The sequence below is a fragment of the Micromonospora sp. MH99 genome, from assembly GCF_021442385.1.
In the GTDB taxonomy this organism is placed as follows: Bacteria; Actinomycetota; Actinomycetes; order Mycobacteriales; family Micromonosporaceae; genus Micromonospora.
This window is the reverse complement of record NZ_MUZA01000031.1, coordinates 24,813-50,140: the sequence shown is the minus strand read 5'-3', so window position 1 is coordinate 50,140 and position 25,328 is coordinate 24,813. Positions and strand designations below refer to the sequence as shown.

At 74.1% G+C, this 25,328-nt stretch carries 25 protein-coding genes; 4 read left to right on the top strand and 21 right to left on the bottom strand.

All coding sequences use genetic code 11. The features are described from left to right. Positions 1–23 precede the first annotated feature (23 nt). Genes B0E54_RS17780 through B0E54_RS17770 form a run of 3 tightly spaced genes read right to left on the bottom strand, consistent with a single transcriptional unit; the run spans position 24 to position 2,182 of the window. Entirely contained in the window at positions 24–623 is a 600-nt protein-coding gene (locus B0E54_RS17780) for a GNAT family N-acetyltransferase (protein ID WP_234585209.1), read from the bottom strand. 24 nt (positions 624–647) lie between these two features. Then, positions 648–1,154, bottom strand: a complete 507-nt coding sequence (locus tag B0E54_RS17775; protein ID WP_234585207.1) for a DUF664 domain-containing protein — start codon at positions 1,152–1,154, stop codon at positions 648–650. Then, positions 1,151–2,182 (bottom strand): aldo/keto reductase, encoded by a 1,032-nt coding sequence (locus tag B0E54_RS17770; protein ID WP_234585205.1) that lies wholly within the window; start codon positions 2,180–2,182, stop codon positions 1,151–1,153. The genes B0E54_RS17775 and B0E54_RS17770 overlap by 4 nt, the downstream gene beginning before the upstream one ends. A 110-nt stretch (positions 2,183–2,292) precedes the next feature. Here B0E54_RS17770 and B0E54_RS17765 point away from each other — a divergent pair, with 110 nt between their 5' ends. Further along, on the top strand, positions 2,293–3,846 hold the full coding sequence (locus B0E54_RS17765; RefSeq protein WP_234585203.1) for a glycosyltransferase family 39 protein: 1,554 nt from the start codon (positions 2,293–2,295) through the stop codon (positions 3,844–3,846). A gap of 6 nt (positions 3,847–3,852) precedes the next feature. Here the strand turns inward: B0E54_RS17765 and B0E54_RS17760 are convergent, their stop codons facing one another. Beyond that, positions 3,853–4,338, bottom strand: coding sequence for an Rrf2 family transcriptional regulator (locus B0E54_RS17760; RefSeq protein WP_234585200.1), 486 nt, complete (start codon positions 4,336–4,338; stop codon positions 3,853–3,855). Between the two features lie 127 nt (positions 4,339–4,465). Here B0E54_RS17760 and B0E54_RS17755 point away from each other — a divergent pair, with 127 nt between their 5' ends. After that, complete coding sequence (locus B0E54_RS17755; protein ID WP_234585198.1) at positions 4,466–5,200, top strand: SDR family oxidoreductase; 735 nt, start codon at positions 4,466–4,468, stop codon at positions 5,198–5,200. 109 nt (positions 5,201–5,309) lie between these two features. Here the strand turns inward: B0E54_RS17755 and B0E54_RS17750 are convergent, their stop codons facing one another. Then, positions 5,310–5,993, bottom strand: a complete 684-nt coding sequence (locus B0E54_RS17750) for a hypothetical protein (RefSeq protein ID WP_234585196.1) — start codon at positions 5,991–5,993, stop codon at positions 5,310–5,312. Between the two features lie 569 nt (positions 5,994–6,562). Between B0E54_RS17750 and B0E54_RS17745 the strand changes: the two genes are divergently transcribed. Then, positions 6,563–9,361 carry a LuxR family transcriptional regulator gene (locus tag B0E54_RS17745; RefSeq protein ID WP_234585162.1) on the top strand — a complete coding sequence of 933 codons (2,799 nt, stop codon included), beginning with the start codon at positions 6,563–6,565 and terminating at the stop codon, positions 9,359–9,361. Between the two features lie 177 nt (positions 9,362–9,538). Further along, a complete protein-coding gene (locus B0E54_RS17740; RefSeq protein ID WP_234585159.1) occupies positions 9,539–10,075 on the top strand; it encodes a hypothetical protein in 537 nt (178 codons plus the stop codon). Here B0E54_RS17740 and B0E54_RS17735 read toward each other — a convergent pair. Genes B0E54_RS17735 through B0E54_RS17660 form a run of 16 tightly spaced genes read right to left on the bottom strand, consistent with a single transcriptional unit; the run spans position 10,062 to position 25,324 of the window. After that, positions 10,062–10,646: an NADPH-dependent FMN reductase gene (locus B0E54_RS17735; protein ID WP_234585157.1), complete on the bottom strand. Its 585-nt coding sequence runs from the start codon at positions 10,644–10,646 to the stop codon at positions 10,062–10,064. The genes B0E54_RS17740 and B0E54_RS17735 overlap by 14 nt on opposite strands. Then, positions 10,643–11,806, bottom strand: coding sequence for an LLM class flavin-dependent oxidoreductase (locus B0E54_RS17730; RefSeq protein WP_234585154.1), 1,164 nt, complete (start codon positions 11,804–11,806; stop codon positions 10,643–10,645). Before B0E54_RS17730 ends, B0E54_RS17735 begins: the two co-directional genes overlap by 4 nt. Positions 11,807–11,810: 4 nt before the next feature. Beyond that, complete coding sequence (locus tag B0E54_RS17725) at positions 11,811–14,591, bottom strand: cytochrome P450 (RefSeq protein ID WP_234585141.1); 2,781 nt, start codon at positions 14,589–14,591, stop codon at positions 11,811–11,813. Positions 14,592–14,594: 3 nt separating this feature from the next. Further along, a complete protein-coding gene (locus tag B0E54_RS17720; protein ID WP_234585116.1) occupies positions 14,595–15,353 on the bottom strand; it encodes a class II aldolase/adducin family protein in 759 nt (252 codons plus the stop codon). After that, positions 15,346–16,038, bottom strand: coding sequence for a 2-hydroxychromene-2-carboxylate isomerase (locus tag B0E54_RS17715; RefSeq protein WP_234585102.1), 693 nt, complete (start codon positions 16,036–16,038; stop codon positions 15,346–15,348). The genes B0E54_RS17720 and B0E54_RS17715 overlap by 8 nt, the downstream gene beginning before the upstream one ends. Beyond that, on the bottom strand, positions 16,038–16,946 hold the full coding sequence (locus B0E54_RS17710) for a thioesterase family protein (RefSeq protein WP_234585086.1): 909 nt from the start codon (positions 16,944–16,946) through the stop codon (positions 16,038–16,040). Before B0E54_RS17710 ends, B0E54_RS17715 begins: the two co-directional genes overlap by 1 nt. Beyond that, positions 16,943–17,752: an alpha/beta fold hydrolase gene (locus B0E54_RS17705; RefSeq protein ID WP_234585071.1), complete on the bottom strand. Its 810-nt coding sequence runs from the start codon at positions 17,750–17,752 to the stop codon at positions 16,943–16,945. The genes B0E54_RS17710 and B0E54_RS17705 overlap by 4 nt, the downstream gene beginning before the upstream one ends. After that, positions 17,749–18,738, bottom strand: coding sequence for a beta-ketoacyl synthase N-terminal-like domain-containing protein (locus B0E54_RS17700; protein WP_234585059.1), 990 nt, complete (start codon positions 18,736–18,738; stop codon positions 17,749–17,751). Before B0E54_RS17700 ends, B0E54_RS17705 begins: the two co-directional genes overlap by 4 nt. Further along, entirely contained in the window at positions 18,735–19,850 is a 1,116-nt protein-coding gene (locus tag B0E54_RS17695) for a beta-ketoacyl synthase N-terminal-like domain-containing protein (RefSeq protein WP_234585056.1), read from the bottom strand. The genes B0E54_RS17700 and B0E54_RS17695 overlap by 4 nt, the downstream gene beginning before the upstream one ends. A 3-nt stretch (positions 19,851–19,853) precedes the next feature. After that, positions 19,854–20,888 (bottom strand): beta-ketoacyl synthase N-terminal-like domain-containing protein, encoded by a 1,035-nt coding sequence (locus B0E54_RS17690; protein ID WP_234585054.1) that lies wholly within the window; start codon positions 20,886–20,888, stop codon positions 19,854–19,856. Beyond that, a complete protein-coding gene (locus B0E54_RS17685; RefSeq protein WP_234585053.1) occupies positions 20,885–22,090 on the bottom strand; it encodes a beta-ketoacyl synthase in 1,206 nt (401 codons plus the stop codon). Before B0E54_RS17685 ends, B0E54_RS17690 begins: the two co-directional genes overlap by 4 nt. Before the next feature lie 2 nt (positions 22,091–22,092). Further along, a complete protein-coding gene (locus tag B0E54_RS17680; RefSeq protein WP_234585050.1) occupies positions 22,093–22,347 on the bottom strand; it encodes an acyl carrier protein in 255 nt (84 codons plus the stop codon). Between the two features lie 18 nt (positions 22,348–22,365). After that, a complete protein-coding gene (locus B0E54_RS17675) occupies positions 22,366–22,839 on the bottom strand; it encodes a 3-hydroxyacyl-ACP dehydratase FabZ family protein (RefSeq protein ID WP_234585048.1) in 474 nt (157 codons plus the stop codon). Then, complete coding sequence (locus B0E54_RS17670) at positions 22,839–23,309, bottom strand: hypothetical protein (protein WP_234585046.1); 471 nt, start codon at positions 23,307–23,309, stop codon at positions 22,839–22,841. Before B0E54_RS17670 ends, B0E54_RS17675 begins: the two co-directional genes overlap by 1 nt. Beyond that, the gene (fabG, locus tag B0E54_RS17665; protein WP_234585034.1) at positions 23,306–24,058 is read right to left on the bottom strand and encodes a 3-oxoacyl-[acyl-carrier-protein] reductase; all 753 of its coding nucleotides are present in this window, start codon (positions 24,056–24,058) and stop codon (positions 23,306–23,308) included. Before fabG ends, B0E54_RS17670 begins: the two co-directional genes overlap by 4 nt. Positions 24,059–24,070: 12 nt before the next feature. Next, positions 24,071–25,324 (bottom strand): CaiB/BaiF CoA-transferase family protein, encoded by a 1,254-nt coding sequence (locus B0E54_RS17660; RefSeq protein ID WP_234585021.1) that lies wholly within the window; start codon positions 25,322–25,324, stop codon positions 24,071–24,073. Positions 25,325–25,328 lie beyond the last annotated feature (4 nt).

The following is a 25,328-nucleotide window of genomic DNA, read 5'->3' as shown; positions in this document are numbered from 1 at the left end:
GGTCCCGGCCTCGATGCCGACACTCACGCATTGATCGCAGGAGGCCCGTCGGTGCGCAGTCGCGCGTGCTGATGCATGTCGTGCCAGCCGTCGGCGTGCCGCACCGACCCGCGCGCCACACCCTCCACGGGGAAGCCGGCACGCGTGGCGACCCGGCACGACGCCCCGTTGGCCGTCGAGTGGTGCAGGGCCAGCCGGTGCAATCCCGCCCGGGTGAAGCTCCACCGGGTCAGCGCCCCGAGCGCCTCGGTCGCGATCCCACGACCACGGGCGGCGGGCAGCAGCCAGTACGACACCTGCGCCGACCCCTCGGTCAGCAGCACGTCCCGCAACCCCGTCTGACCGACCGGCCGGTCGTCGTCCCCCACGATCGCCCAGCTCACGGCGGTCTCGGCGCTCCAGCGGGCCGCCCACTGCGCCGTCCACGCCCGCGCCTCGTCGTCGCTGTCGAGACGACGAGCGTGCCACCGCTGGATCACCGGACAGTCGAAGGCGGCGCGCACGGCAGGGGCGTCATCGTCGCGCCACGGCCGCAGCGCCAGCCCGGGGCGTACCGGAAGGTGGGGTTGCTCCTGGGCGGCGAGGCGACCGGCGGGCACGGCGGGCGTGACGAGCAGCGGCATCGGTCCATTATCGAGCGGACGGCCTCATTCTCCGGTCGGGCCACCCGCCAGCTCGGCCACCACGTCGAGGTGCCCCAGGTGGCGGGCGTACTCCTGCACCAGGTGCAACAGCACCCGTTCCAGGGACGCCGGGTCGGCGCCGCTCCAGCGCGGGCCCGGTGCGCCGATCTCCGCGAGGTCGTGCGCCGAGACCACCGCGCTGGTGTGCGCGCCCTGGGCACGCAGCGCCGCCACCAGGTCGGCGAGGGTCTCGTCGGGGGCGACGTACCACCTGTCGTCCCGACGGTCACCCCACGGCTCGGCGACCGCCCGGCCCTCGAAGCCCCACTCGATCCAGCGCAGCTCGACGTGACGCAGGTGCGTGAGCAGCTCCAACGGGGTCCACCCGGACGGCAGACGGCTGTGCCGCAGCTCCGGCGCCGCCAGCGCCGACACCTTGGCCACCACTGACTCCCGGAAATAGTCCAGGTAGCGCAGGAAGACCTCAGTGCGGCTGCCGGCGGCGCCGGTGGGCTCGGGGAAGGGGATCACGGCCCGGTCGGCAGGTCGCGGCCACGCTGACGCACACCCGCGCCGCCGTACGGGTAGTCGCCCACCAGCGGTGCGCTCGCCTCGTCCAGCAGCCGCATCTGCTCCGCGTCCAGGACCAGGTCGGCGGCGGTCAGGTTGTCGTCGAGCTGCTCGGTGGTCCGCGCGCCGAGGATCACCGAGGTGACCGCCGATCGGGCCGCCAGCCAGGCCAGCGACACCGCCGACATGGAGGCGCCGTGTTCCCCGGCGACCTGGCGGACCGCGTCGAGCACCCGCCAGGTGCGCTCCTGCGCGTTGCGACCCGCGTACGCCTCGACGCCGCGCTGCGGGTTCTCACCGAGCCGCGTCGCGCCGGTGGGCGCGGTGTCGCGCTGGTACTTGCCGGTCAGCCAACCCCCGCCCAGCGGCGACCACGGCAGGATGCCGATGCCCTCGTTCTCGCAGACCGGCACCAACTCGAACTCGATCTCCCGGGCCAGCAGGTTGTACTGCGGCTGGAGGGTCACGATCGGGGTGAGGTTGAGGTGCTGGGTGAGCAGGGCGGCCTTCTGCAACTGCCAACCGGTGAAGTTGCTGACCCCCGCGTAGCGGATCTTGCCGGCGCGGACCGCGTCGTCGAAGAAGCGCAGCGTCTCCGGCAGCGGGGTCAGCGGATCCCACGCGTGCGCCTGGTAGAGGTCGACGGCCTCCACCCCGAGCCGCCGGAGGCTGGCGTCCAGGGCGCGGGTGAGGTGCACGCGGGACAGGCCGGCGTCGTTCGCCCCGGGGCCCATCGGGAACCGGCCCTTCGTGGCGATGACAAGGCGGTCGCGCAGGTCGGGGCGGGAACGCAGCCACCGACCGACGATCTCCTCGGAGACGCCCGTGGAGTAGACGTCGGCGGTGTCGAGGAAGGTGCCGCCGGCCTCGACGAACCGGTCGAGCTGGGCGAAGCTGCCCTCCTCGTCGGTCTCCGCGCCGAAGGTCATCGTGCCCAGACACAGGGTCGACACCACCGTGCCGGTGGCGCCCAGAGTGCGGTATCGCATGTCGTCCTCTCGGTCCGAGTTACGAAGCTGATCTTCGCACCTGGTCAGAACACCTGCACCCGCAGGCGCGGGGGCACCCACGCGGCGGCTTCGCGGGCGATGATGAGTCGGTGAGCGAGCCCGCCATCGACACCGATCGACCACACCGGCCGGCACGGTCGTCCGCGCCGGCCGAGCTGCCGCAGCCCGGTCCCCGTTCGCTCGGCCCGTGGCTGGTCGCCGCCGCCACCAGCGTGACGCTGCTGCTGCTCGCCGGCCGCTACGGCTATCACCGCGACGAGCTGTACTTCCTGCTCTGCGGCCGGCACCTGGCCTGGGGCTACGTCGACCAGGGCCCACTCGTCCCGGCGCTGGCCCGGCTGCTGGACACGATCGCGCCGGGCAACCTGGTGGTGCTGCGTACGCCGTCGGCGCTGCTGGCCGGCGTCGCCGTCCTGCTGGTCGCCGCCATCGCCCGCGAGCTGGGCGGTGGCCGGGGCGGGCAGAGCTTCGCCGCGGTGCTGGCCGCGCTGTCCGGCATCGTGCTCGCCGGCGCCCACCTGCTCAGCACCACCACCGTCGACCTGCTGGTCTGGCTCGCCGTGGTGTGGTGCGCGGTGCGGCTGCTGCGCACCGGGGACAGCAGGTGGGCGCTCCCGCTCGGGCTGGTGCTCGGCGTGGGCATGCTCAACAAGCTGCTGCCCGCGTTGCTGGCCGTGGGCCTGGTCGCCGGGGTGGTGATCGCGGGGCCACGTCGGCTGCTGCGCGACAGGTGGGTGCTCGCCGCCGCCGGGATCGCCGCGCTGCTGGCCGCGCCGAACCTCATCTGGCAGGCCGCGCACGGCTTCCCGCAGCTCGGTGTGGCGGCCTCCATCGCCGGCGGCGACAGCTCCTACAGCAGTCGCCTCGACGCGCTCACCCTCCAGTTCGTCATCATCAGCCCGTACGCCGTGCCGATCTGGATCGCCGGCCTCGTCGCGCTGCTGCGCCGGCCGGCGTGGCGGGCGTACCGCCCGGTGGGTTGGGCCTGGGTGGTAGTTGTCGGCATCGTCCTGGTCGCCGGCGGCAAGGGTTACTACGACGCGCCTCTGCTGCTGGTGCTCACCGCCGCGGGTGCGGTGGTGACCGCCGCCTGGGCGTCGCGTGGCGCTGCGTGGCTGCGGCGCGGGGTGCTCGCGGTGGGCGCGGTGCCGTTCCTGCTGCCCACGGTCGTGCTGTTGCTGCCGGTGCTGCCGGCCGATCGGCTGCCCAGCTTCGTGGTCGACGTCAACTACGACGCCGGCGAGACCATCGGCTGGCCGGAGTTCGCCGACTCGGTGGCCGCCGTCCACCGTGGCCTGCCGCCGCAGGAACGCTCGCGGGCGGTGATCCTCACCGGCAACTACGGAGAGGCCGGGGCGATCGCCCGGTACGGGCCGGCCCGTGGGCTCCCCCGGGCCTACTCCGGGCACAACAGCATGGTGGATTTCGGCCGGCCACCCGCCGACGCGGACGTGGCGATCGTCGTCGGCTGGGAGCGCCCCGACGCGCTGAACGCCTGGTTCGGGGAGTGCACGCCCGCCGGGCGGGTGGATCAGCGGGTCGAGGTGGACAACGACGAGAACGGCGGCCCGATCTTCGTGTGCCGGGGGCTGCGGCGGCCGTGGGCGCAGATCTGGGACACCGAGGTACGCCACACCGGCTGAGCTCGGTCAGCCGGTGCTGTCGCCGGTGAGCCAGGCGCTGACGCCGGCCAGGGCCTCGGGGCCGGAGTCGACGTCCACGTCGCGGGCAAGATCGGCGATCGTGATCCCGGCCAGAGCCTCGCGCCACGCCTCCTCCGCCGTCGCCATGGCGCGGGCGATGGGACACGCGCGGGTGCAGGCTTCGGGTGGGGTGGCCAGCGGGCCGCGCTGGCGGATCTCGGTGCAGACGAAGGCGGGGCCGGGCCCGTCGACGGCGTGGACCACGTCGAGCAGGCTGATGCTCTCCGGAGCGCGGGTCAACGCGTAGCCGCCCGCCTTGCCCTGCACCGAGTGGATGAGCCCGGCGCGGGCCAGCGACTGGAGCTGTTTGGCCAGGTAGCTGCCGGAGACGTCGTGCAGCTCCGCGAGCCGGGCCGCCGGGACGGGCCTGCTGCTGGCCGTGAGCACGACGCAGCAGTGCAGCGCCCACTCCACCCCGCCGGACATCTTCATCGCCTCACCCTAGCCACCCCGTTACTCGGACCTGTTGTGTCCGAGTATAGTTCTCGGACATAGGAAGTCCGAGTTAAGTGCCGCCAGTGGCACGGCGGACAAAACAGACAGGGATGGTGGAACGGACATGAAGATCGCCGTGATGGGCGGGACGGGCCTCATCGGGTCCCAGGTCGTCCGGATCCTGCGGGCGGCCGGGCACGACGCGGTGCCGCACTCGCAGTCGACCGGAGTCGACCTCCTCACCGGGCAGGGCCTGCCCGAGGCGCTCAAGGACGCCGACGTCGTCGTCAACCTGACCAACTCGCCGACCTTCGACGACGCCTCCCCCGCCTTCTTCCAGACGACAATGGACAACCTGCTGACCGCCGCCGAGCGGGCCGGCGTCGGCCACGCGGTGGTCCTGTCCATCGTCGGCGTCGACCAGGTGCCCGACCTGGCCTACTACCGCGCAAAGGTGCTCCAGGAGGACATCCTCAAGGCCAGCAAGGTGCCGTACTCGATCGTCCGCGCCACCCAGTTCTTCGAGTTCGTCGACGCGGTCATCTCCTGGACCTCCGACGAGAACGGCGTCCGCCTGCCCAGCACCCCTGTGCAGCCGATGGCCGCGGCCGACGTGGCCCAGGCCGTCGCCGACGTCAGCGTGGGCGCCCCCCTGCGCGGCGTGCGCAACGTCGCCGGCCCCGACGTGTTCGCACTCGACGAACTGGGCCGGATCACCCTCGCCGCACACGGTGACCAGCGCACCGTCACCACCGACGACAGCGCCGGCATGTTCGCGGCCGCCCCCGGCGACGTGCTGATCGCCAAGGAGGGCGCGGTACTCGCGCCGACGTCCTACCGGGAGTGGCTGGCGCGCTGACCTTCCCCAGGCGGTGTTCCGGCGTACGCCCCCCGCGCCGGAACACCGCACCCCTCGTGCGGCGGTGTCCACTGTGCCCCGTCTCGTGCCGAAGGCTGCCGCCCGCCGTTCACCTCTTCGGGCGGACCGGCCCGGGATGCTGGACGCTCAGGTGCGAGCGGGGCGACCGGCGCGCTCCGGCCCGGCGCCGGGACAGTGAGCGGATCAGGCCGGCGTGCACCCGCTGCTCGTCACGGGTGCTGAGCCCGAGCTGATTGTGCAGCAGGTGGACCAGGTCGAACGTCATCCTGCCGTCGTATCCCGGTGCGCGGCGGCACGCCTCCAGCAGGTGCGACCAGCAGGTCAGCGGGTGGCGTTCGGTCTTGAGCGCGGTGGCGATCCGCTGCCAGCGGACGCTCGGCAGGGCGGCCGCGGCGTCGGACGAGACGTGCTCGCTGTCGCCCCGCAGGGCGGGGCAGGTGTGCACGGCCGCCACCATCGCCAGGTCCACGGCGGCGCCGAGGCGGGCCTGCCGCCCCGGGGTCATCCCGATCAGGTCGACAGCCACGTCGACCAGCCGTGGATCGCGCGCTGGCGGAGCGGCGAGGTGCGGCACGTGCACGGGACCCTCCGCCCCGACCGCCGCACAGAGCCCCGCCAGTCGGGCCGCCAGCAGGCGCGGCGTGCTGCCGAGCAGGTGCAGACAGACCACCCGTGGCGACTGGCGGGTGAACGACCAGGCGGACAGCTCACCGACAGCCTGAAGGCCGTGCAGCAGTGGACTGATGCCCTGGGTGAGGAACGCGTCGGCCACCGCGGCCCGCGGCGGCAATAGACACTGAAATGCGTGCCATCGTTCCGACTCGCTCAGCATCACCTCCGCATCTGACGAATTGTCCAGATAGGATCGATAATGAACGGTCATCCGAAGTCCCCCCAGAAGGCGTCGCACCGCCGGGGTCGACATTAAGCGACGGGGAACGATGCGACAGTAGGGGAAACCCCACATTGTCGTGAACTCACCGCAACCTCCAGTGTGCGCTGTGTCAAGAACCAAGTACGCTATTTCGGTTTTTGGACAGCAACATTTGCTCTCTTCGACAATAGGACCAACCGGTCCCGCGATCGCAGTTCTTGTCATGCGGACCTAGAGTTGCATCTGCCGCTCGCCCGAGCGCCGGCAATTGGCACCGCCGGCATCGGGCACGCCGAGAGGCCCGAACGGGACAGATCCTGGGGGTGGCAGTTGAAGCTGGGCCAACACTCGCCGCGTGCTCGCGTCCGACCAGGCCGTCGGGCCGCCGCCGGGCCGCGTCCGACCGCGACCGACCGATGGCGTACGCCGACGGGCCGGGACGCCCCGGTGCCCGTCGGGGGGCGCCGATGAACATCAGCGAGGAGGAGTTCGCCCCGCCGCCATCCGGCGACCCTCTCGACCCCCTGGTCGGGCGCAACTGCGCGCTCGACCTGTTCGACCGCGCCCTGGTCGGGGTCCGCGACGGCCAGCCCGCCATGATCGAGTTCGTGGGTGACCCCGGCACCGGCAAGACGCGGTTGCTGCGCGAGGTCGCCGCGCGAGCCCGACGGGCCGGAGTGCCCGTGCTCGCCGCCGCCGGCCGCGACGGCCACCAGGTCGGGCAGGCCATCGCCGCGCTGACGGATGAGCCGGGCGAGGCGGTCCGTGCCCGTGGGCCGCTGCTGCTGCTCCTGGACGACCTGCACACCGCGTCATCCGCGACGGCCACGCTGCTGCGTCGGCTCGCGCAGGCACCACCCCCGGGCCTGCTGTGGATCACCGCGTACCGGCCACGGCAGATGCCGTCGTGCGTGACCACCGCGCTCGCCGCCGGCATCCACCTGAGCCGCCGGGCGGTCACCCTGACACCGTTGGATCCGGCCAGCGTCGCCGCGCTGCTCGGGCTGGTGGAGGGACGCGCCGCCCAGCGGGTGCACGTGCTCTCCGGCGGCGTTCCCCGCTACGTCCTCGCGTACCGCCCGGGCGCCCTGGACGGCCCGGTCGCGGCACTGCGGGGCCTGCCCGCCGAGCTGCCCGTCGACGTCACCGGCGCGGTTCAACTCGACCTCGACGCGCTCACCGACGAGCAGCGGCAGATGCTGGAGGCCGTCTCGGTGTGCCCGGACGGGTTCGAGCCGGCGCTGGCCGCGGCGCTCGCCGACCGCGGCCCCGAGGTCACCAGCGACCTGCTCGACGCGCTGGTGGCCGTCGACCTGCTGCGCACCGACCCCACCGAGGCGTCGACCCTGCGGTTCCGCCACGAGGTGGACCGCACAGTCGTGTACCGCGCGTTGTCCCCCGGCCGGCGGCGACGCCTGCACGCGACGGCGGCCCGCGTCCTGCGCGAGCTCGGGCATCCCGTCGGCCGGTACGCCGAACACCTGTCGGCCAGCGGGCAGTGCGCCGAACCGGCGACCGCCGACGCGCTGATCGAGGCGGCGGAGAGCGGTCTCGTGCCCCGGCTCGACGCGATCCGGTGGCTGACCAACGTCCAGCGGCTGCTGCCCGCCGCCGAGGTCACCGAGCCACGGCGTACGCGGCTGGAGTTCGCGATGGCCGACGCGCTGGTCGGCGCGGGTCAACTGCGTCAGGCCCGCACCCTGTTGCAGGAACTCACCCGCCGTCCTCTCGCCGACTGCGACCAGCGGCTGCGGGCGGTGGCCGCACGGGCGCGGGTGGAACGCCTGCTGGGCCGGCCGTTCGACGCGTACGCGCTGCTGCTGCCGTACCGGGACGGGCGGGTGGAGCCGCGCAGTCGCTTCCTGCTGACCGTCGAGGCGGCGATCGCCGGCGCCCTCTGTGGAGCGCCCGACGCGGCCGAGCACGCCCGGAGTCTGAGCCCGCTGGCGGAGCGGACCGGCTCGGCGGTCTGCGCGACAACGGCCGCGGTGGTGCAGTCGTTCGTGGCCGCGTACACCGACTGTGGGATCCGGGTGCCCGAGACGCTGGACCGGGCGTCGTCCGAGGTGGACGCGTTCGCCGACACCGACCTGGCCCGGCACCCGGACCTGTTGGCCCTGCTGGGCTGGGCCGAGTACCTCCACGAACGGGAGCGCTCGGCCCTGCACCACTTCGACCGTGCGCTGGACATCTGCTGCCGTGCGGGTCTCGTGGCGCTGACCCCCTGGCTGCTGGTCGGCCGTTGCGCGGTGACCGCCCGACTGGGCAGCCTGGAGCGGGCCCGGGTCGAGGGCGAGGACGCCGAGGAGGTCGCCGTCGCCATGGGCATCGACCCGCTGGTGGCGCTGGCCCGCGCGTACCGGGCCATCGCGGTGGCCTGGCGCAGCGGCCCGAAGGCGGCCCGCCACCTGGCCGACACCGCAGTGCTGGACGCCAGCACCCGCCGCGAGAACTGGTACGACGGGGCGAGTCAGCGCGTGTCGGTGCGTCTGCGTTTCCTCGCCGGGGACCGGGCCGGTTCCACGTCGACGTTGCTGCGCGCCTGCGGTGGGGATGGTCTCGACCGGGTCGAGGTGACCAACCGGGCCTGCTGGGCCTCGGCGCTGGCCGAGATGGCCCACAAGGCCGGTCGGTGCGACGAGGCCGCGCGCTGGTTGGACGTGGCCGAGGGGTACGCCGCGCGGCTGGGGCTGCGGGGGCAGAGCGCGTTGACCCGGATCGCCCGGGCGCGGCTGACCCTGGAGGCGGATCCGCGCTGCGCCGCCGAGCTGGCCGCCGCGGCGGCGGACACCTTCGCGAGTCTGGGGTGGAGGCTGGAGGAGGCGTCGGCGCGGTTGGTGCGGGCGCGGGCTCTGTGCGAGGCGCGGGAGTGGTCGGCGGCGGAGGTCGAACTCGCCGAGACCCGCCGCATCGCGGAGCTGGTGGACTCGCCGCCGCTGCGCCGCTCGGTGGCCGGCGAGCAGAGCCGCGCGGCCGGGGCGGCGGGTCGTCTGCCGGCCGGGGCGACGGGTGGGGAGCTGACCCTGACGCGGCGGGAGTGGGACATCGCCCGGCTGGTGGCGGCCGGTGCGAGCAACGCCGAGGCGGCGGACCAGGTGTACGTGACAGTCAAGACGGTGGAGGCTCACCTGACCCGGATCTTCCGCAAGACGGGTGTGTCGTCGCGGGCCGGGTTGGCCGCGCTGCTGGTGTCCCGGGCTGTCGACCCGCGATCCGCTACCGAGGATCGAGGGTCTGGGACCCGCAGGGCCCGTTTTGACCGTTGATGCCCACAATAAAACGGAGATGAAGGATAGGCGTCCCGTGGCGAGTGTCGGATATCTCGCCTTCTGCCTGCGGGAATCTGATATCTTGTCTCCCACCACCGGTCAAACCCGACAGGGTTGACCGGGGGGCCGGAAGCCGCACTGGCTCGCCCGGAGATGCGCAGGGAAGGCATCGTCGTGAGTCAATACATCATCACCATCGTGCCCGTGGAGGACGACGGTGAGGAGATCACCGGCCCGGTGGCCCAGACCGTCGTCCGTCTGGAGACCGGCAACGGCCACCCGGTCGTGCGGGAGCTCACCGTCCGCGCACCGCAGAGCGCCGGTCTGACCGGCGAGCTGCCGTACGTCGACTTCGATGCCCTGCTGCGCGCCTTCATCCCCCCGCAGGACCGGGACCGCAGCCGCGCCGAGGCCGCGCCCCGTCCGGCCGTGACGGTCGGGCCGGTCCCCGCGACCACCGCCACCACCGCCGCCGCGCCCCGGCCGCAGCCGCCCCGACCGGCCCGCCGGGCCGGCGAACCGGAGCGGCTCAGCCGACTCAAGGCCGGTCGCGCGTACCGCCGGGCACCCGACCCGGCGGACCTGGAGGCGGTCTACGAGCAGGTCGGCACGATCAGCCGCGTCGCCGAGCACTTCGACGTTCCGGTGCACACGGCACAGGGCTGGATCAGTCGGATGCGCCGCAAGCACGACGAGGTCAACGCCGGCTGACACCCGGCTCGGCCGGCACCCCGGTCAGCACGGCCAGCGCGTCCACCACCGCCGGCGTCGCCCGGTCCAGCCAGCGCTCGATGCCGACCTCCGCCGTGTCGAACTCGCGCTCCAGCACGCACAGGCCGGCCGTCGGCACGCACGCGCCCACCTCGGCCAGCAGGGCACCCAGGTAGGTGTCGACGACGTGCCGGTGACCGGACCGGGCGGCGGTCATCAACGGCACCGCCACCACCCCGGTCAGCGCACCCCGGGGCAGCACGTCGACGAAGAGCTTCAGCAGCCCGCTGTACGCCGCCTTGAACGTGGGGCTGGCCACCAGCAGCAGCCCCGGTCGGCGTACCGCCTCCAGCACCTCGTCGAGGGTCTCCGGCCGGCTGCCCTGACCGACCAGCTCGGCCGTCAGCTCGGCCAGGTCGATCACCGTCGGCGCGGCGACGGTGATCGGGCCGTGGGTCAGCCGGGAGTGCAGTGCCTCCGCCGTGGCCAACGCGACGGTCCGCGTACGGGAATGGGGTTTCGGGTTGCCGATCAGCGCGGTCATCGGCAGCTCCGCGACGGGCCCGGTCATCGGCCCACCGCCAGCTCCGGAGTCCGCCGGCCGCCCTCGGCGTGCGTGCCGTCCCCGTCGGTCCCGCCATCCAGGAGGCCGTCGTGGCGCAGCAGCGGCAGCACGCCCTCGCCGAACCAGTACGCCTCCTCCAGGTGCGGCTGCCCGGACAGGATCAGATGGTCCACCCCGGCGGCGTGGTACTCGGCGATCCGCTCCGCGACCTCCTCGTGACTGCCCACCAGCGCCGCGCCGGCACCGGGCCGGATCAGGGAGTAGCCCGCCCAGACGTTCGGGTACACCTCCATCCGGGCGTTGCCGTCGGCGTGCAGCGCCGCCGCCCGCCGCTGGCCCTCCGAGTCGGTACGGGCGAAGCGTTGCCGAGCGGCGGCGATCCGCGCCTGGTCGACACCGGCGAGGAGACGGTCCGCCTCGGCCCACGCCTCCCGCGCGGTGTCCCTGGTGATGACGTGGAGTCGACTCCCGGTGCGCAGCGTGCGACCGGCCTCCGCCGCCTGCTCACGTGCCCGACCCAGCAGCTCGCCGAGCTGGGCCGGCGTCTCCCCCCAGGCCAGGTACACGTCCGCGTGCCGGGCGGCCGCTCGCTGCGCCGCCGGCGACGACCCGCCCAGGAACACGGCCGGAGCGGTGGCCGGCGGCCGGGCCAGCAGGGCGGACTTCACCCGGTAGTGCTCGCCGTCGTGGTCGACCGGCTGACCGGACCACAGTCCACCAAGGATGGTGAGGAACTCCTCCGCGCGGGCGTAACGGGCGTCGTGGTCCAGCCAGTCGCCGTAGCGGCGCTGCTCGTCCGGGTCGCTGCCGGCCACGATGTTGAGCAGCACCCGGCCCGCCGAGACACGGTGCAGCGACGCGGCCATCTGGGCGACGAGCGTGGGCGAGGCGAGCCCCGGCCGTAACGCGATCATGAACTTCAGCCGCTGCGTCTGCGCGGCAAGCGCGGACGCCACCACCCACGGGTCCTCGCAGAACAGCCCGGCGGGCGTGAGCACACTGGCGAAACCCAGCCGGTCTGCGGCGCGCGCCACCTGCGCCAGATAGCCGATGTCCGGCGGCCGGCGGGTGATCCGGGCCGGCCGGCTCCCGCCACCCCGGGCGGGCTCGGCCAGGTCACGGCCATCTCCGTGCGTCGGCAGGAACCAGTGCAGGTCCAGTGGCATGGGGTCACTCCCCTTCCGGCGCGACGTCGAAGCGCGCGGGCATCGCGGTGACGGCGTTCATGAAGTTGGTCCGCATCCGGCGTACCGGACCGGTCAGTCGGAGCCGGGCCAGGTGCGGACGGATCGCGGTGAGGAAGGCCGCCATCTCCAACCGGGCCAGGTGCGCGCCCAGGCAGAAGTGCGGACCGATACCGAACGCCAGATGCGGGTTGGGATCGCGGGCGAGGTCCAGCCGGTCGGCATCGGCGAACGCGGCCTCGTCCCGGTTGGCCGAGACGTAGTAGACGACCACCTTGTCCCCGGCGGCGATGCGGGTCCCGTCGAGGACCGTGTCGCGGGTGGCGGTGCGGCGGAACTGCATGATCGGCGTGACCCAGCGCAGCAGCTCCTCGACCGCGCTCGCGGTCAGGTCGGGCTCGGCGATCAGCCGGTCCCGCTGCCCGGGGTGCTCCAGCAACGCCTGCACCCCGTTCGAGATGAGGTGCCGGGTCGTCTCGTTGCCGGCGATGACCAGCAGCAACCACAGCTGACACAGCTGCGCGTCGGTCAGACCCCGACCGTCGGCCTCGGCGTGCACGAGGAGGCTCAGCAGGTCGTCGCCGGGCGCGGCCCGTCGCTGGGCCGCCAGCTGCCGCACGTACGAGAAGGCCGCCGCGAAGGTGTCCCGGTAGCGCTGCACGCTGGCACCGCCGTAGCGGGGATCGTCGAACCCGACCAGGTTGTTGCTCCACTCGAACAGCAGCCGCCGGTCCTCCTGGGGCACACCGAGCAGATCGGTGAGGACGAGCAGCGGCAGCTCGGCGGCGAGGTCCGTCACCACGTCGATGTCACGCGCGGCCACCGCCCGGGCGACGACCTCCTCGGCATGGCGGGTCACCAGCTCGCCGAGGCGGCCCACCGCGCGGGGTGTGAACGCCCCCGCCACCAGCCGCCGCACCCAGGCGTGCTCCGGAGCGTCCATGTTGATCAGAAGCTGCCGGTTGCGGTCCAGATCCTCCGGGGTCCGGGGGTCGGCGAGGAACGCCCCGCCGGCCGCCGACGAGAACGTCGCCGGGTCGCGGGACACCGTGGACACCGCCGCGTGGCGGGTGACGGCCCAGAAGCCCGGGCCCCGGGACCGCACCGACCGGTCGTGGTCGGTGCGGGTCAGCTCGACCTCCTCGACCCAGGCCACCGGCGCCTCCCGTCGGCGACGGGCGAACTCGTCGTACGGCACGCCGGCCAGGAAGGTCCCCGGGTCCGCGAGCAGGCCCGGCGACACCGGGGCGGTCCGGTAGCGGTCCCGCAACGCCCGGCGGGGCACCTTGCCGGTCGGCTCGCGCGGGATCCGGTCGATCACCTCGTACGAACGCGGCACCTTGAAGCCGGCCAGGCTGGTCCGGCAGTGCGCGTCCAGGACCTGCTCGATGCCCCGGGCCGGCCACGCCGGGTCGAGCTGCACCACCGCCCGGACCTGCTCGCCGAACTCCTCGTCGGGCACGCCGATGACCACGCTGTCCCGCACGGCGGGGTGCGTCGACAGCACCGCCTCCACCTCGGCGGGATAGACGTTCACGCCGCCGGTGACGATCAGCTCCGCCGAGCGGCCGGTGAGGAACAGGTAGCCGTCGGCGTCCAGGTGGCCCAGGTCGCCGACGGTGAAGGTGTGCGGAGCGACGTGCGCCTTTTCGGTCTGCTCCGGAGCGTTGTGGTAGTGGAACCCCCGGCCCGGGGGCCGCCGTACGGCCACCCGGCCCTCCTGCCCGGCGGGCACCGGCCGGCCCTCGTCGTCGACCACCACCACCTCGGTCGGCGGCGCCGGCCGGCCCACCGTGCCCGGCCGGGCCAGCCAGGTGTGCGAGTCGGCGAGGGTGACGATGCCGGCCTCGGTCGCGGCGTAGTACTCCACGAACACCGGCCCCCACCACTCGATCATCGCCCGCTTGGTCTCCGGCGGGCACGGGCCGCCGCCGTGCCAGATCCGGGCGAGGCTGGCGCCGGAAAACGCCGCCCGGGTTGCCGCGTCGACCCGCAGCAGGCGGATGAACTGGGTCGGCACCAGATGACTGATGGTGATCTTCTCGTCGTCGATCACGCGCAGCACCTCGACCGGGTCGAACCCGCGGCGCAGCACCAGCCCGCACCCGCGCAGCAGCGGGAACTGGGCGAAGAACAACTGCGCCGAGTGGTACCAGGGGCCGACCAGCAGCGCCTGCCCCTGCGTCGGAATGCCCAGGCCGCCGCCGAGCGCCTCGGTGGTGGCGGCCACCCGGTCGATCGGGGCACCGACCTTCAGCAGCGGGTTGACCACCCCCTTGGGGCGTCCGCTGGTGCCCGAGGTGTAGAGCAGCACGCCACCGGAGAGCGCCGGAACGCCCGGGCCCGCCGGCAGGTCGTGCACCGCCGTGAAGCCGTCCCCGCCGTCCACAGTCACCAGCAGGTCGGGGCCGCCCGGCGTACGCGCCACCGCGTCGCGCACCGTCGGCGCGTACGCCGCCTCGGTGAGCACCGCCCGCGCGCCGCAGTCGGTCAGGATGTGGGCGATCTCCGGCGCGGTGAGGTGCCAGTTGACGGGCACCGCCACCAGACCCGCGTGCACGCAGGCGAGCAGCGCCTCGAACGTCTCGTGCCGGTTGCCGAGCACGAACGCCACCCGGTCACCGACGTCCAGGCCGGCCCCGCGCAGCACGCCGATCCACCGGTCCACCGACCGGTCCAGCTCCGCCCACGTCCGGGTCGTCCGCTCGTCGGTCAGCGCGACGTCGCCGGCCCGGTCCCGGACCATGGTCTTCAGCAGCTCGGCCACTCGTCACTCCTGTCTGGGCGTGGTGCCGTGCGTGAGGTCGGGGCTGACGGCCAGGACGTGCTCCGCGACCGGCCGGAAGTTCAGTCGGGCGATCTGCGCGGTGCCGATGTCCGCCCGCGCCGCCCGGGCCGCGTCGGCGGGAATCACCACCAGCTCGCCGGCCGCCTGGGCGAGCAGCTGCACCTGGCAGCAGCGGTCCATCGCCAGGAACCACCAGGCCGCCTCGGCCACCGAGCCGCCGACCGTCAGCAGCCCGTGGTTGCGCAGCACGACGGCCTTGCCGGCGCCCAGCGTCGCCGCGATCCGGTCCCCCTCCGCGCCGTCGAGGACGACCCCGCCGTACTCGTCGTGGACCTCGTGGTCCTCGAAGAACGCGCACGCGTCCTGGGTGATCGGCGCGAGCGGCCGGCCGAGCGCCGAGAACGCCCGACCGTGGATCGAGTGGGTGTGCGCGGCGGCCACCACGTCCGGGCGGGCCTTGTGGATGGCCGAGTGGATGGCGTAGCCGGCGGGGTTGATCCGGCCGGAGCCGTCGACCACGTCACCTGTGTGGTCGACGCGCAGCAGGTCGTCGTCGCGGACGTGGGCGAAGTGCCGGGCGAACGGGTTGATCCAGAAGGTGTCCGGCTCGATCGGGTCCCGGGCGGTGACGTGGCCGCCGGCGCCCTCGTCGAACCCCGCCAGGGCGAACGCGCGCAGCGTCAGGACCAACTGCCGGCGGCGGTGGGCGCGTTCCTGTTCCGGGTCCCGTCGCTCAGCCACAGCCGCCTCCGGTGTCCGTGTCGTACCCGCCCACGCCCGCCGGCACCGCGGGCGGCGCGACAGGAGTGCCGGTCCGCTCGGCGTACGCGGCGAGGAAGTCGTCGACCCGGTCCACGCCCCAGAACCGGTGTGGGCCCAGCCGCAGGTAGGGGATGCCGAAGATGTCCTCCTCGTACGCCCGCAGCAGGCAGTGCGCCCCGGCCGCCCGGACGCCCTCGTCCTCGACCGCGCCGAGCACCACCGCCGGGTCCACCCCGGCCCGCTCGGCGACCTCGGCGATCACCTCGGGGGTGCACACGTCCTCGCCCCGCTGCCAGCGGGCGGCGATCACCTCCCGGTAGAACGCCTCCCCCGCGCCCTGCTCCCGGGCGGCCAGCCAACCCAGGTGCGGGACCTCCCACCACGGGTCGATGTCGATCGGCCAGCGCATCGGCAGGCCCAGCCGTTGGGCCTGCCGCTTGGCGTCCTGGAGCAGGTACAGGTGCTTGGGCTTGCTCATCTGCACGTAGTGGAAGGCGCCGCCCCGGGCGGTCAGCGCCGCCTCGGTCCGCGCGTCCGGGTCCCAGTACGGGATGAACTCCAGCACCTCCTGCGGCCGGCCCAGTGCCCGGGTCAGCCGCTCCACGGCCAGCCAGCTGTACGGGCTGCGGAAGGAGAAGTACAGGCGGGGCTGCTTGGCGGCCATCACCGCCGCCCGCCGGTCAACGCCGCCACGGTGTCCCCGTCCAGGGTGGCGAGCCGGCCCGCCTCGGGGCCGCGGCTGACCGCGTACCCGTGCAGGATGCTGGCCGTCGCCACCCGGACCAGGCGACCGTCGCGCACGACGTGGCAGTCCATCCGCGCGTCGTACGTGACGTCCTTGAGCACGTCGGTGACGGTGAAGGTGACCCACACGGGCTCGTCGAGGTGGGCGTCGCCGAGCACCTCGACGCGGGCGCGGGACACCACCGGGATCCAGCCCCGCTCGCGCAGCATCCGGCCCACCGACACACCCCGGTCGGCGAGGTAGCGGTCGACCACCTCCTCCAGCAGCCGGACGTACCCGGAGTGCTGCATCCGCTGCGAGTACTGGCAGTAGAAGTAGGGCACCCGCCACTGCCACACGAACCCCGCTCCGGCGGCGCGCAACTCATCGGCCGGGTCCGCGCCGGCGGGGGCGCCCGGCTCGCCAGCGGCCGGCTCCTCGACCAGGCCGGCCAGCTCCGCCGGCAGCGGCGCCCCCTGCGGTACGTCCGCCTCCCGCACCAGAGCCACCCGCACCCGGGCCCGGCACACGGTGACGTCGGCGTCGCGGCGCACACCCATCCGCACCGCGAACCGGCCGTTGGCGGCGGGGGTCACCACCACCGTCGCGGTGTCATCGACGTCGAGGACGGCGGGCAGCAGCAGCGAACAGTCCCGGATCGACAACCCCACCCCGTGCTGGTGGTAGAGCTGGCCGGGGCCGTGCCCCCGCTCCCGGAACCACTGCAGCACACCCTGCTCCACCAGGTACGCGAAGTGTTTGAAGCCGATCCAGGTGCGGATGTTCGCGCCCTCGAACCCGGGCCGGGCCGACAGCGTCACGGATGCGTTCTCAACCGCCGTGGTCACGGCGTACCTCCTCGGATCGCGGGGTCGGGGCAGACCTTCTCGACGAAGCCCGCGACGTGTCGGGCCACCTCGGCCGCCCGGTCGAGATGACAGAAGTGGTGAAAGTCCGGCTCCACGACGACGTGCGCGTCGGGAAGTTCGGCCCGCAGCGCGCCGACGCGCGGGCCGTCGAGGCCGGGGTCCCGGCCGCCGGTGAGCACCATGGTCGGCACGGTCACCGCGTGCAGCGGCAGGCCGGCGGTCGCGGTGAAGTGGTCGAACAGGGTGGTGAAACCGACGGGGCCGATCCGGTCCACCATGATGTCCCGCATGGCGGTCAGGGTCTCGGCGTCCAGGTCGGCCAGCCGGGGGCCGAGGCGGTGGCGCAGCCCCTCGTCGATGATCTGGACGAAGTTGGCCTGCGCCCGCTCGTGCACCGCCCAGGTGATCGGCAGATCGGGCGGGCAGTAGAACGGCGCGATGAGCATGGCTCCGCGCGGGGCGACGTCCGGTTCGGTGGCGAGCATCTCCAGCACCGCGTTCGCGCCGAGCGAGTGGCCGACCACGACGTCGGGGGGCGTGGCCAGGGCCCGGACGGCGGCGGCGAGCCAGGCGCCCGGGGTGCCCCGACGCCGCCAGCGGTGATCGGTGCCGGCCTTCCACGGCAGCTCGGCCGCGAGCAGCCGCCAGCCGGAGGGCAGCCGCTGCGCCAGGGGCCGCCAGCTGCGCCAGGCGTCGGACATGCCGTGCGCGAGCAGCACGGTGGGCGTCCCGGTGTCCGGGCCGGCGAGCCGGTGCACGGCGACCGCCGGTGGTGCGCCGCTCATCGCCGGGCCGCCCGGACGTCGAGTTCGCGCATGCCGTCGACGGGGTCGCCGCAGCGGACCGTGACCGTCGCGTTGGTCGCGGCGAGGCGTACGGCCAGCGCCGTGTGCACGACTCCCGCCGCGCCGTAGTGGTCGCCCGCCACGGCGGCCGCGTCGATGAGCAGGCCGCGAGGTGTGCCGTCGACGGGAACGCCCGCCCGCACGGGCCCCAGCAGGGCCAACGGGTGCGGCGCGGCGTCGACCCGGCCGAGCAGCAGGCAGGCCGCCCCGGCGCGCAGCGGTCGGGCGTCGGTGACGCCGTCCCGGGCGGCGTGCAGGGCCTGGGCCTGCGGGTCGTCCGGCTCGGTGCCGACCACGACGACCCGGTCGGCGCGGCCGGTACGCAGCAGCAGCCCGGCCAGCCAGATCGCGTCCAGGCCGGCGGTCGCGCCGGAGCAGACGGTGAGGTTGGGGCCCCCGAAGCGGAACCAGATCGCGATCGCGCCGGCGATGACGTTGCTGGAGGCGTTCGGCGCCTCCAACGGGCCGACCTCGCGTGGGCCGCCCTCGCGCAGCCGGCGGGCGATGTCGCCGACGGTGGCGACGTTGCCGAGGTTGGAGCTGACCACCACCGCGGTACGCGGATCCGCCGGTCCGCTCGGGCGGGGCGCCTTCGGCGCGAGGCCCAGCGCCCGATGCACGGCGCAGAGGGCGAGTCGGGTGGCCGGCTCCTTGGCCAGCAGACCCTTGCGGCCGAGCAGGTCGGCGGCCCGCTCGGGTGGGCAGGCGGGTTCCTCGTCGGCGACGCCAGCCGGCAGGTCTGCTCCGGGCAGGTGCAGCGCCGCCGCGAGAACGGCGGCCACCTGTCGATCCGGGTCGGCTCCGGAGCGCGCGTCGGTGATGGACCGACCGGGCCGGGTCACCTGGCCCGGGCGGCGGGACGCGGGCGGCGGCACGCCGCGATCCGGTGTCGGCGCGAGGTGCCCGGCGTGGACGCGGTCCGTCATCGCAGCGCCTCCAGGAGGGTGACGGCATTGAGACCGCCGAAGCCGAACGCGTCCACCTGCGCCACCCGCACGTCCGCCCGTGCGGCCGCCTCGCGGACCAGCCGCAGCGCGGCCGCCTCGGGCGCCGGCCGGGTCAGGCCGACCACCGGCGGCACCCGACCGGTGCGCAGGATCTCGACGGCGACGGCGACGCTGAGCAGCGCCGAACCTCCCGACGTGTGGCCGACGGCGCCCTTGAGGGCGGTGACCAGGGGGCCGGGCTCGCACCCGGCGAACACCTCGGCGATGACACGCGCCTCGGTCTCGTCGTTCAGCGTCGTGCCGGTGCCGTGCGCCAGGACCAGGTCGACCTGCTCGGGCCGGCGCTCGGCGCGCTGGTGGGCGTCGCGGACCGCCCGCAGGATGCCCGCCGGGTCCGGCGCCGTCTCGTGCCCGGCGTCGCAGGACAACCCGGTGGCGAGCAGCCGGGCCAACCCACGGCCGGGTCGCTCCGGCTCGACCACCAGCACCGCCGCGCCGTCGCCGAGCAGCACACCGGCCCGGTCGGCGTCGAAGGGCCGCACCCGGCCGGTCGGCCGGGCGGCCACCCGGCCGATCATCGCCAGCATGGAGGCGCTGCTGCCATCGGTGCCGCCGACCAGCACGGCGTCCGCCTCGCCGGTCTCCACCAGGTCCTGTGCCAGGGCGAGGGCGGAACCGCCGGCGCTGCACGCGTTGGCCAGGGTGACCACCCGCTGCACGCCGGGTACCGCGCTGGCGACGGCGTCGGCGAAGTGCAGCCGCTCGGCCGGAAAGTCCACCGAGCCCGCGAGGGCCGCCCGTTCCACCTCGGCCGACTCGCGCAGCCCGGTGCCGACGAGGCTCACCACCCGCTGTCGACGTGCGTCGAGGCCGGCGGCGGCGACGGCCTCGGCCACGCAGTCGGTCAGCCAGCGGCTCGGGCCGAACGGCGCGTCGTCATCGATCGGGTAGCCGTGGCCGACCCCCACCCGGGCCGGGTCCGAGCGCCGCAGCCCGGCGGCGCCGCACGCGCCGCGCAGCAGCGCCGCGACGGTGGCCGGGCCGTCGCCGAAGCAGGTACGGACGGCGGTGGCGGTGATGGTGGCGGCCATGTCCTACCCCCGCACCACTGCCGCGGCGACCGCGCCGTCGCGGGAGCGTCCGACGATCAGCGCGGGCCGACCGCGTGCGGCCGGGTCCTCGGCGTAGCGGCCCAGCAGCACGCCCAGCGCCAGCGCGCCGGTGGCGGACTGACAGTCACCGAGCGCCGGACGCACCGACAACCGCTGCGCGGCCGCCGGCAGCACCTCGGACAGGCTGTCGGCGTCGAGATCGCCGCTCGCGACTGCCCACACGTCGGGCGGGCGGACCTTGGCCGTGGCCAGCGCCCGGCGTACGCAGCCGGTGAGCCCGTCGACGCCCTGCTCCGGCTGGAAACCGGTGGCCACCGCGAGCACCTGGGCGCGCGGAGCCCCGGTGAGGCCGGGCGTCGGGCGGCGCAGCAGGTAGACCGCCGCGGCCTCACCGGCCGGGCCGGCGCCGGTCAGCTCCGCCGCCCACGCCGTGTTCGGCGTGTACTCCTCGACCCCGCCGACCAGCAGGGCGTCGACGTATCCCCGGCGCAGGGCGTTGAGCGCGTAGCGCAGCGCGTACAGGAAGGCGAGCGGGCCGCCGGCCACTGTGGCGTTGACGCCGCGCAGCCCGTAGCGGATCGCGGCCTGCCCGCTGGCGCAGTTCATCACCGTGTTCGGGAACAACACCGGGTTGACCAGGTACGGCTTGTCCTGCACCAGCGTCTCGCGGGAGAAGTCCATCGTCGACTTCAGGCTGCCGGTGGTGGTGCCCAGCACCACGCCGACGCGGTGCCGGTTGTCGTCGTCGGGGGTGAGCCCCCCGTCGGCCAGTGCCCGCCCGCAGGCCACCATCGCCAGCGCGGTAGCCCGGTCCAGGAAGCTGGTGCCCTTGCGGCCCAGCAGTCGGCGTACGTCGAAGTCGGCGATCGCCGGGGCCTGCGCCGTGGGCAGCGGCTCGTCGAAGCGGTCGCCCACGTCGACGCCGACGACCGTGCCGGCGCGGACGGCGGCCAGCAGCTCGGTGACCGACTCCCCGGCCGCGCTGAGCACTCCCCAGCCGCTCACCAGGGCGGTCACCGGATCGCCCCGAAGATCGTGATGGCGTTGTTGCCGCCGAACGCGAAGCCGTTGTTCTGCGCCACCCGCACCGTGGCCGGGCGGGCCGTGTTCGGCACCGGATCGATCCACGACAGCTCCGGGTCCGGGTTGGCCCAGTTGATGGTCGGAGGCAGGAACCCGTGCCGGATGCCCAGCGTCGTGGCGATCGCGCCGAACCCGCTCGCCGCGCCCATCGTGTGCCCGAGCATCGACTTGATCGAGCTGACCGGCGGCACCCGGTCGCCGAACACCGCCCGGATGGCCCGCGCCTCGCACAGGTCGTTGGCGGGCGTGCCGGTGCCGTGCGTGCTGATGTAGTCGATGTCCTCCGGTTTGACCCCGGCGTTCGCCTGCGCCAGCCGCATGCACGCCGCGACGCTCTCCTCGTTGGGCGCGACCATGTGGTGGGCGTCGCAGTTGACGCCGTACCCGAGCACCTCGGCGTAGATCCGGGCGCCCCGGTCCTGCGCGTGCTCCAGGGTCTCCAGCACCAGCGCCGCGCCGCCCTCACCGGTGAGGATGCCGGAGCGGTCCCGGTCGAACGGCCGGCACGCCCGCTCGGTCAACGCGCCGAGCCGGTAGAAGCCGGCGTGCGCCCACCGGCACACCGAATCGGCGCCGCCGGCCAGCATCACGTCCGCCTCACCCCAGCACAACAGGTCGTACGCGTACCCGATGGCGTAGTTGCTGGCCGAGCAGGCGGTGGTGAGGGTGACCGACTCCCCGGCCAGCCCCAGCTCCGCGCTCACCGCGTAGGACAGCCGCTCGGCCGGCGCCTGGCGCAGCGCCTCGGCGGACATGGCCGGGTAGCCACCGGCCACCAGCTCGGCGGTGAGCTGCTCCACCACAGTGGACTCGCCGCTGGTGGTGCCGACGACCGCGCCGACGCGCGCCGGGTCGGTGGCCGGCAGCGACAGACCCGCGTCCATCGCGGCCAGCCGGGCCGCCGCCGCCGCGAACAGCGCCGAGCGGCCCCACTCGTCGACCCGCAGCCGCCGCAGCAGCGCCTCCGGCCGGAACGCGGGCACCTCACCGGCGAAGTGGTGCGGGAACCCGCTCGCGTCGAAGCTCGTGATGGGCGCGGCGGCCGAGCGGCCGGAGCGCAGCCCGTCGGTGAACTCGTTCACGCCGATGCCGATGCCGGACACCGGTCCGAGCCCGGTGACGACCACGCGGTGCACGGTCAGTCCTGCCAGCCGGCGTGTCGCGCCACCACCTCGTGGACGGCCTTGAGGCTGCGCATCTCGTTCAACTCGGCCTGCGGGATCTCCACCTTGTACTTCTTCTCGATCCGGGCCAGGATCTCGATCGCCCGCAACGAGTCCGCCTCGTACTCCTCGACGAAGTCTGCGGTGTCGGCGACCTCCTCGGGTTCCAACTCGAGCACCTCCGCCACGATCTCCCGCAGCTCCGCCATGTGCGTGTCGCGTTCACTCATCGGTGTTCCCTCTTCCTCTCATCGTTTCCGCTCCGCGATGGCGTCGGCCGGTCGGACGACGGCCATCATCGAGCCGAACTCCGCCACCTGGTCGGTCCCCACCCAGCTGGATCCGGCGGCGAACGCGGCCCCGTGCACGACCTGTTCCAGGCGCACCCGGTGCCGGATCACGTCGCCCGGGTACACCTGGCGCAGCAGCACGCAGTCCCGGGCCGCGGTGAACATCGGCAGCCCGGTCGTGCCCGGCCCGCGCGACAGCAGCCACAGCACCGCCGCGCCCTGACCGAACGACTCGATCAGCAGCGACGCCGGGTAGGCGTACCGGTCGGGGGCCTGCCCCTCGGCGATCCCGGAGTAGCAGGGCTCGCAGCCGGTGACCGCCTTCACCGCCTCCAGGCTCACCCCCGGCTCGACGCTGTCGACCCGATCGAGCAGCAGCATCGGATACCGGTGCGGCAGCAGGGTCCGCAGCTCACCGTGCTCGAGTCGCATCAGGCGGTCCCGCCGTCCGCGCTCGGCCAGCGGTAGACCGCGCGCACCGTCGCCGCGTGGACCCCGTCGCCGCGTACGCACCGGGCGGCGACGTCGAAGGACTGGTCGTCGCCGACCGGGCCGACCGACGCCTCGACGGTGAGCGTGTCGCCGGCCAGCAGCGGGGCGAGGAACCGGGCGGAGCGCAGCCGGTGCAGCTGGGGCAGCCGGCCGGCGCAGTAGCCGACGGCCGACGTCACGGCCTGCCCGATCGTCTCCAGGGTGAACACGCCCGGATAGACGGTCAGCTCGGGGAAGTGCCCGGCCAGGTAGACGTCTGCGGCGTCGACCGTGGTGCCGGCGCGCAGGCTGATCCCGCCGCGCGGGCCGGCGGACACCTCGACCCACTCGATTGCCGGCAGCGGCGCGGCAGCGGCCTCGTACGTGTCGGCGGGCCGGGTCGCGGCACTGAACGCGGGTGCGGCGGTCACAGCACGATCCCCCCGTCCACGCGGATCACCTGGCCGGTGACGTAGCCGGCGCGTTCGGAGAGCAGGAACTCGACCAGGTCGGCGACGTCGGCGGGGGCGCCGAAGCGGCCCAACGGGATCTGCCCCAGCGCCTGCTCGCGCAGCTTCGCCGGCAGCGCGGCGGTCATGTCGGTCTCGATGAAACCGGGGGCGACGACGTTGACCCGGACGCCGTACCCGGCGACCTCCTTGGCCAGCGACAGGCTGAGCCCGATGATGCCGGCCTTGCTGGCGGCGTAGTTGGTCTGCCCGGTGTTGCCGGTGACCCCGGCCACCGAGGACAGGTTGACGATGGCGCCGCGGCGTCGCTTGAGGAAGCGGAACGCGACGGTCCGGCAGGTGTTCCAGGTGCCGGTGAGGTTGGTGCCGATCACGTCGTGCCACTCGTCCGGCGCCATCAGCACCAGCGGCCGGTCCCGGGTGATGCCGGCGTTGTTGACCAGCGCGGTGAGCGGCCCGAGGTGCCGTTCGGCGGCGGTGACGAACGCGTCGACAGCGTTCGGATCGGTCACGTCGCACGGCCCGAACCACGACCCGACCCCGTACGCCTCGACCTCCGCCCGGGTCTTGTCGGCGGCCTCGCTCGGCGCGCTGTAGCAGCCCGCCACCGCGTACCCCTGCGCCGCGAGCCGCAGCGCCACGGCCCGGCCGATTCCCCGGGACACCCCGGTCACCAGCGCGCAGCGCGGCGCGTCGCCTGCCGTTGTCATGTCATCCCCTGCTCATCCGATGGCCCGTTGCGCGCGCAGCCGGTCCCGCGTGGCCGGGTCGACGCCCACCTCGTCGAGGACCCGGTCGGTGTCCGCGCCGGGCTCGGGGGCGCCGGAGCGGACGGCTGTCGGTGTCCGGGAGAACTTGACCGCCGGCCCGGTCAGCGGCGCGGTGCTGCCGTTGGACAGCACCGTCTCCTGCACCATGGCCCGGGCGAGGACCTGCGGGTCGGTCGCGGCCTCGGCGAAGGTCCGCACCCGCTCGGCGGTGATCCCGTTGGCGTCGAGGGTGTCGACCACCTCGGCGCACCTCCGCCCGGCGCACCAGTCGGCGACCACCGCGTTGACAGTGGCGCGGTTGTCGCGGCGTTCCTCGTTCGTCGCGTACCCGGGTGCGCGGGCCAGTTCCGGGCGGCCGACGACCTCGGCGAGGCGACGCCAGGAGCGGTCCAGTGCGACCGCCACGTAGACGTGGCCGTCGGCGCACCGGAAGCAGCCGGCCGGCACCACGAAGTCGGCCTGGTCGCCCCAGCGGCGTAGTGGCACCCCGGTCGCGCCGAGGGTGAGGTAGCCGTTGCTGGAGAACAACAGCGAGTCGAGCATGCTCACGTCGACGTGCTGACCCTCGCCGGTGCGGTCGCGGTGGCGCAGCGCGGCGAGCGCGCCGATCACCGCGTGCAGCCCGGCGAGGTCGTCGGCGAGGAAGGTGGGCGCCTTCAAGGGAGCGCCGTCGGGTTCGCCGTTGAGCGCCATCCAGCCGGCGGCGGCCTGGGTGGTCGGGTCGTACCCGGGTCGCTGCGCGTCGGGGCCGTACTGGCCGTAGCCGGAGACGGAGACCAGCACCACGTCCGGCCGGACGGCCCGGCACTCCTGGTAGCCGACGCCCCAGGCATCCAGGGTGCCGGGCTTGTAGTTCTCCACCACCACGTCGGCGGTGGCGACGAGCCGCAGGAACACCTCGGCCGCGCCGGGGCGGCGCAGGTCGAGCCCGATGCTGCGCTTGTTGCGGTGCACGCTCTGGCGGAACCAGGACAGGCCGGTGCCGGGAATGTCCGGGGGCATCAACCCCTCCCGGTTGCCGGGCATCTCCACCCGCAGGACGTCCGCGCCGAGGTCGGCCAGGACGCAACTCGCGATCGGGCCGGACCAGACCTTCGTGACGTCCAGGACGCGTACGCCGTGCAGCGGCCCGGTCAGGTCGTGGCGGGCGTCGGCGTAGAACGCCGCGGCGTCGCGGGCGGGCGCGGTGCGCGTCTCGGTGTCCATGGCG